Annotated in this window: 5 protein-coding genes; 4 read left to right on the top strand and 1 reads right to left on the bottom strand. The window is 54.8% G+C overall.

Annotated features, from left to right (window positions below; translation table 11 throughout):
* Positions 1–621, bottom strand: a 621-nt coding sequence (locus HIJ39_RS25005; RefSeq protein WP_169102997.1) for a LuxR C-terminal-related transcriptional regulator, incomplete at its 3' end; no start/stop codon positions are given.
* Between the two features lie 146 nt (positions 622–767).
* Between HIJ39_RS25005 and HIJ39_RS21005 the strand changes: the two genes are divergently transcribed.
* The 4 genes from HIJ39_RS21005 (at position 768) to HIJ39_RS25300 (ending at position 5876) form a co-directional block, all read left to right on the top strand.
* Positions 768–2084 (top strand): helix-turn-helix domain-containing protein, encoded by a 1317-nt coding sequence (locus HIJ39_RS21005; RefSeq protein WP_169102996.1) that lies wholly within the window; start codon positions 768–770, stop codon positions 2082–2084.
* A 9-nt stretch (positions 2085–2093) separates the two neighbouring features.
* Complete coding sequence (locus tag HIJ39_RS21000) at positions 2094–2927, top strand: sensor histidine kinase (protein WP_169102995.1); 834 nt, start codon at positions 2094–2096, stop codon at positions 2925–2927.
* 382 nt (positions 2928–3309) lie between these two features.
* Positions 3310–4566 carry an O-antigen ligase family protein gene (locus HIJ39_RS20995; RefSeq protein WP_169102994.1) on the top strand — a complete coding sequence of 419 codons (1257 nt, stop codon included), beginning with the start codon at positions 3310–3312 and terminating at the stop codon, positions 4564–4566.
* A 266-nt stretch (positions 4567–4832) separates the two neighbouring features.
* Positions 4833–5876 (top strand): glycosyltransferase family 4 protein, encoded by a 1044-nt coding sequence (locus HIJ39_RS25300; protein ID WP_420824587.1) that lies wholly within the window; start codon positions 4833–4835, stop codon positions 5874–5876.
* The last annotated feature ends 178 nt before the right edge of the window (positions 5877–6054 follow it).

The raw sequence follows: 6054 nt of genomic DNA, 5'->3' as shown, positions 1-6054 counted from the left end.
TGGGGGCAAATGGCCCTGGCGTTCGGGGCAGAATCCTTGCCCCATCTGCAAAACGGAATCCCGAGAGGCTATTACAGACTTGGGGGATATGATCAACTGTTGAGCGATTCCGGCATTGGAGTACCCCTGCGCGAGCAATGCCAATATTTCTCGCTGTCGGGGTGTCAATCCGGCGACAAGTCCTTGCGGACGCGGCCGCAGCGCCTGCACCAGAAAGGGGTCAAGAACCATCAACCGGGCATGAGAGCCTTCGATGGCCCGCACAATGGTAGACACTTCAGCCACAGATTTTTTGAGCAAATAGGACCAACCGGCCGCTTCTTGAGGTGGAAGAGAAGTTAAGAGACCTGGTTCATCGTAGTTGGACAAAAGCACAATGCCGACGTGGGGTAAAATCTTTCGAATTCGCAAGCCGATTTGCACGCCGGTTTCGCCAGCCCCCAGATCAATATCGAGCAGTACCACATCGGGCGCATCGTCTACCACCCGGGCTAAAGCATCCTCGCCCCGCCGATAGGCGTGAATGATCGCAATCTCCTCAAAACTCGCGAGCGATGTAATCAAGAGTTCCCGGAACAAATCCTCATCTTCCACAGCCACCACGCGAATCGGTTTGGACACAGCGTCCGACCTTCCCTAACCCCTGGGGAAATCCCCCGGGTGAACTGAGGGGACCGCCCTCTGTCGACGACACCAAAGATTCCCTTTAATTCTAACAAGACTACTTCGCGGCGTCACCGCCTTGAATCGTTCGAGGAGGATATGGAATGTTTCTTAGAATGCGATCTCTGCCTGCACCGTATTGGCTTGTGGGATTAACTATCTTGCTCTTTGGATGGATCGAAGCCTTTATCGTTGAAATCTTGCGCATCACCCCTGGCCCGCTTGATCTCCGGGCGGATGCGTTGGTCCTAGTTGGCCTGGCCGCCATGTTTTCCCTGACCGGCCTCACGCTAAAGTTTTCCTGGGTCGGACGAGTGCGCCGCTGGTTTGCCATTCTGGCCCTGCCGTGGGTGGCTGCCTTGTCGCTGCTTGGATGGGCCACCGGCTCCCCGCTCGGCTGGGCGCTGGTGGAAACGGGAGCGGTTCTCCCACTCGCCTTTCAGTGGCTGTCCTACCTCCCCGTGGCCCTTTCCCACCGCAACCGAACCTTTCTCACCGCGTGGATTGGCGCTACGGCGATCGCCGGCATCCTCATCTTTCTAGTGCACCTTTTCCCTTTGCACGGCGGCGCAGTCTTTGCCTCAAGCTTAATGGTGATGGCGGCCATGCTTTGGGTTTTGCCCACCGCTCCTGCATGGAAGCCGTCGCTTAGGCCCATACGGCCGAATCAGACCGGCGGCGCTGCCATCGGACTCTATTTGGCGCTGGGATTAGGTGGTTCCACAGCCGCTCGCTGGGCCTCAAGCGCAGTGCAAATCTCCTGGATTCCAGCCCTTTTGCTGACCGTCGCTTCGCTCATCGTCCTGCTGGCTCTGCCTTTTGCCTTCAAGCGCACCCGGCACATGCTGGCCTACCTCTCTGCCGTCTTCTTGGCCATTGACCTCTTAGGATTTGCTGACCCGGGCGTCCGCAACGTCCTGCTTGGGCTGCAATTTCTCCTATTAGTAGCCGCCAACTTGTTGAGCCTTTGGTGGTCCATCTCGCTCATTACAGCCCTTAGGCGAGCTCCCGCAGAACTGGGCATCGCGCTCGGAGCAACCTCGCTCGCAGTCGCTCTCGGCTGGTTCCTTCCCGCTGCCACGGGCAAACCGGCCATCTGGATGCTAGTGGCCGTGATCCTGGTCGTGATGGCGACCCCGTTTCTCATGGCGAGCAGTCGGGCCCCAGAACCAACGTCAAGCACCTTTCGCGGGAATCCCGAATACCTCTTTGACCGCGCCAAATTGACGCCGCAGGAACGGCGCATCGTTCAACTGCTCTTACAAGGGAAAAGCAATCAAGCCATTATTCAGGAACTCTACGTCTCCATCAACACCCTGAAAACACACCTGAAAAATATCTATCGCAAGACCGAAACCAAAAATCGCCATGAGCTCATCGACTTGATTGGCTCGCAGCAAAATCAGAGTGCTGGTCACTAGGAGGACACCATGTTTGCAAAAACTTTGGACGAGGTCGTGCGTTGGGCCCAGTCCTTGGGCCTTCCGGTCATCGCTGCGGAGCGCGACAATGTGACCACGCATAGCGGGATCCACTATCGGACCAAGCTTAGCGGCACTCATCTCGATTGGTACTTTAATGCCCCCGTTCCCGAGTCCATCCCGCTTCTGCTCACACGCATCGTGGAAGAGAGGATGGAATTAAAAGAGCAACGGTTCACCGTGGATGCGCTGGTTCATGAACTCAGAAATCCGTTGTCCGTCGCCGTCGGCCATCTGGAATTGCTCGTCCGGGACCCCGCCGGCGAAAAGTTTCAGGAACGCATCGAGGCCATGAATCGTGCGCTGTCCCGGATCGCCAGGCAACTCGATTGGGTCTCGCACCAAAATGATGAACCGATCCACCTGGGGATTTCGCTTCGGGATATTTGGGAAGGAATTGTAGCCGATTTGAAACCAGAGTGGGCGCCCCGATCGATAGAATGGGTGTATCACGGGAGTAGCGCTTTTGCGTACACGGACCCGTGGCGGGTGGAGCAGATTCTCTTCAATTTGGCAAAGAATGCGCTCGAGGCCTCCCCCGACCACGCGGTCATCCGCGCCGAATCGTACAGTTTATGCGACGACCTGGTGTTTCGGGTAACCAACGCCGGAAGTCACCTGAGCCCGGAGGAAACCGATCGCCTGTTCGAGCGGAAACCCAGTGCCAAGGGCGTGGGGCACGGTCTGGGTCTCGCTCTCTCACAGCGTTTGGCAAAAAGCATCGGCGGCCGGATCGCCTATTTCCCCGACGCGGATGGGGTATCCTTCATGCTGATCCTATGACAAATCACGTGACGGTTTGGTCCGAGAAACGAGCCAGCGATGACCCGTCATCCGATTTTCGAACGGCTTGGGTTTGCAAGACGGGGGCGGCGCCACAGTTCACCCCATCAAGGTGATGGCGGCAAGTCGCAATCTCCATCAAACTTGCCTCGTGTACCTGTTGTCTCGCAACAGCGATGCATTGTTTAGTATCGTCCGTAAGATTTGAAAGAGCGGTTCAACCTGTGCGTAGATTTGAGCCCTTCGACCTCACGAAGGGCATCCTAAAGAACAGGGGTTACTTATGAGAAAAGCGATATCAGTGGGACCCCTTGTCCCAATGGCAGGAGTCTGCGTTTTGGGGGCCTTGTGTGGTTGGATCGCGCTTAAACGGGAGCTCGCAATGGGCGTCATTTTAGCTCTTGCGGCAATCACCCTGGCGTTACCGGTACTCCGCCGATACCCTTTGGCGGTGGTGCTGTCGGTTCTGTTCCTCATTCCAGATATATCTATGGATCAACGGTTTAGTCATATTGCGTTACCCAAGCCACCGTTCTTCGTAACGGAGTGCTTCATGCTGATGCTGACGATTATTCTTGTAATGAGCAAGACCTTTAAAGTTCCAAAGAAAGCCTCGCTTCCCTTGATCGCGCTGCTGTTTCTGGTGGTGATAGGCGTTTTCTTGAACATTCACAAGTACGGATTGGCCGCACTTCGCGATGCAGCTGAACTCTATTATGCGGCCTTCATACCTTTGTCCTATTCCGTCTACCGCGTGATTTGGAAATCCAAAAGGACCCCTTACAATCGGCGTCATGCGAGCGTTGCAATACTATGCCTTTCCATCGCCTTGCCCGTTTTCGATATCATTACCCGACACTCTCAAGTTCCAGGAGCAAGCGAATCGTTTTTGGGCATCTTGCTTTTTCTTCAACTCGGGTGGCACTGGTCGAGGAAAGACGAAAAGTGGCTTTATGCAACCTTCCCTCTGGGTTTGTCCGCCGTTCTTGTGCAAGACGCGCGCGGACCATGGGTCGGCATTGCCATCGGCCTGGTCTGTTTCGTCGTCCTGTCGTACAAACTAGAAAACGGGGCCGACTTGCGCCGGAGGCTCATCCGCTTATTTGCAGTGTCACTCGCCGTAATTGTTCCTGTAGGGACGTTTGAACTCCACAGCTTGTCTAACCATATTCAACGAGATCTGGTCAGCATTTTTCAAACACACGGGAGCTATTATCAGGTTGCAAACAATCGATGGCGACTGATCGTTTGGGGCCAGGCGCTTCACCAGATTACCCAAAATCCATTGGCTATCCGTATTGGGCAACAGTGGGTACCAACCGTTCTCGGCAACTACGGATTCTCCACGGTTACCACCGGCTACGAGCTAGGCACCATTGCTTTGTCCAACTCTTATTTGCAAATCGTCCAGTGGTGGGGCCTATGGCCTATTGTGCCGTTGGCCTTACTCATCGTTGGTTCAATAAAAGGCTTGGTAGTTACCAACGAACGAGGGCTGCTTAGACCAATGCAAGTCGTCGCCCTGGCTTCCCTAGCCATGTGGGCCGCCGTCATTTTCGTCGAAGTGGTTCTTGAGGGCCCTTACATGTCTGCCGTAGTGTGGTCAATGATCGGCCTGGGATACTTTTATGGAGAATAGCGCCGAACAGCGAGGGCCAGCAACGATCGGTATGCTCCCCTCCAGAAAAATGGCTGAAAATGGATGGGGTTTGCGGCGCGACTTTCGCTTGCTGGAGCCTCATCCAGTAACGAGGGGTCAGAGCGGTTGCCGGAAGCTATTAAGAAAGTGATCTCATACGCGACATTTGAAACGGAGAGGGCAAAACGGTGAAAATCGTCGTTCTAAGCGTGTACAACGGACAACTAAACAGGGGGGCTGAAACTTGGAGTCAACAAGTGGTATCGATGCTGTCCACTAATGGTGCCTCGGCCGTTTTGGTCGGTGGGGGCGATGTTCTACAATCCGGGGATATGACGGTTGTGCGAACGCCTCTTCGCGACAACAGCGGAATGCCAACACTGGCTTCTCGTTTTAAAATGTACGGACGAATCGACTCATATGCGTGTTCGCTCATTTCGTTTACAGTGAGGTCCATACAGCAAGGATTACTAAACGATGCCGACATCGTAATCCCAATTAACGGATTCTGGGAAATCGTTATGCTACGGCTCTACCGATATGTCCGCCGACGTAGCTATCGCATCGTTTACGTCAACCACGCAGGTTCGGAAATTTCCAGGGAAATTAGTGTGGCAGCCCCCGACCTTGTGGTGCTCCTAAAGCAGAACACCAGAACCGGAAAGCTATCTCCGAGAATTCCCTCCACCGTCGTTCCTAATGGAGTGTCCCTATGCAACTATCATGTTGTCGCCCCGCCGGACCGCCCAACACTCGTATGTGTGGCAGCCCTCATTCCCTACAAGCGAGTCGACCTTGCGATAAGAGTCGCAGCAGCGGGCGGCGCCCGACTTCACGTCTATGGAGATGGGCCACTGGCCCCAAGTATTAGGGCACAGGGCAAAAATCTGTTGGGCTCCGCATTTCACCTGACAGTTTTACCTCACGAAAGCATGCCAGCACAGTATGGTTTAGGTACGGCTCTGATTCACACCGCGGAAGACTCGGAAAATTTTCCCATGGTATTCCTCGAGTCGCTTGCCGCTAACAGACCCGTTCTCACTTTTGACACGGCGACAAATCGGGAAATTCTAGGGGATGCCGGTATCTATGCAGCGGACTTCGAGGATATGAAGCGACTGGTGAGAACGCAAACCTTTTGGAGAAATGTCCACCACATGATAGCTGATGCGGTACCTCGCAAGAGGGCGGAAAAATTTGATTGGAGCGCCGTTGTGTTACCTCGATACATGGAGGAGTTTTCCAGATTGCTTGAACGCCCACAGCCCTGGTCGCAAGCCATATCGGAACCGTTCCGAGCAAAGGATTAACAAGAAGACGGCTCGCCATTTTGGACGCCCCGATACCGGGACAAAATGGCCCTCCCGCCCATTATTGTCTCCCCTCTCACGTGGGTTCGGCGTCGCCCAGGGTTAGAGTCCAATTATGTGGTGTAAATAGGGAGGGCCCTGCCCCGATGGCGTAGCCGAGGGGCAGGGGCGGGCCGTC

The organism is Sulfobacillus harzensis, assembly GCF_012933365.1.
GTDB classification, from domain to species: domain Bacteria; phylum Bacillota; class Sulfobacillia; order Sulfobacillales; family Sulfobacillaceae; genus Sulfobacillus_B; species Sulfobacillus_B harzensis.
The sequence above is the reverse complement of the archived record's forward strand: the minus strand, read 5'-3'. Positions and strand labels throughout refer to the sequence as shown.

Bases quoted from the DNA above. Each gene is read 5' to 3' on its own strand.
- HIJ39_RS20995 (WP_169102994.1), top strand. From the start codon at position 3,310: ATGGGCGTCATTTTAGCTCTTGCGGCAATCACCCTGGCGTTACCGGTA.
- HIJ39_RS21000 (WP_169102995.1), top strand. From the start codon at position 2,094: ATGTTTGCAAAAACTTTGGACGAGGTCGTGCGTTGGGCCCAGTCCTTG.
- HIJ39_RS25300 (WP_420824587.1), top strand. From the start codon at position 4,833: ATGCTGTCCACTAATGGTGCCTCGGCCGTTTTGGTCGGTGGGGGCGAT.
- HIJ39_RS21005 (WP_169102996.1), top strand. From the start codon at position 768: ATGTTTCTTAGAATGCGATCTCTGCCTGCACCGTATTGGCTTGTGGGA.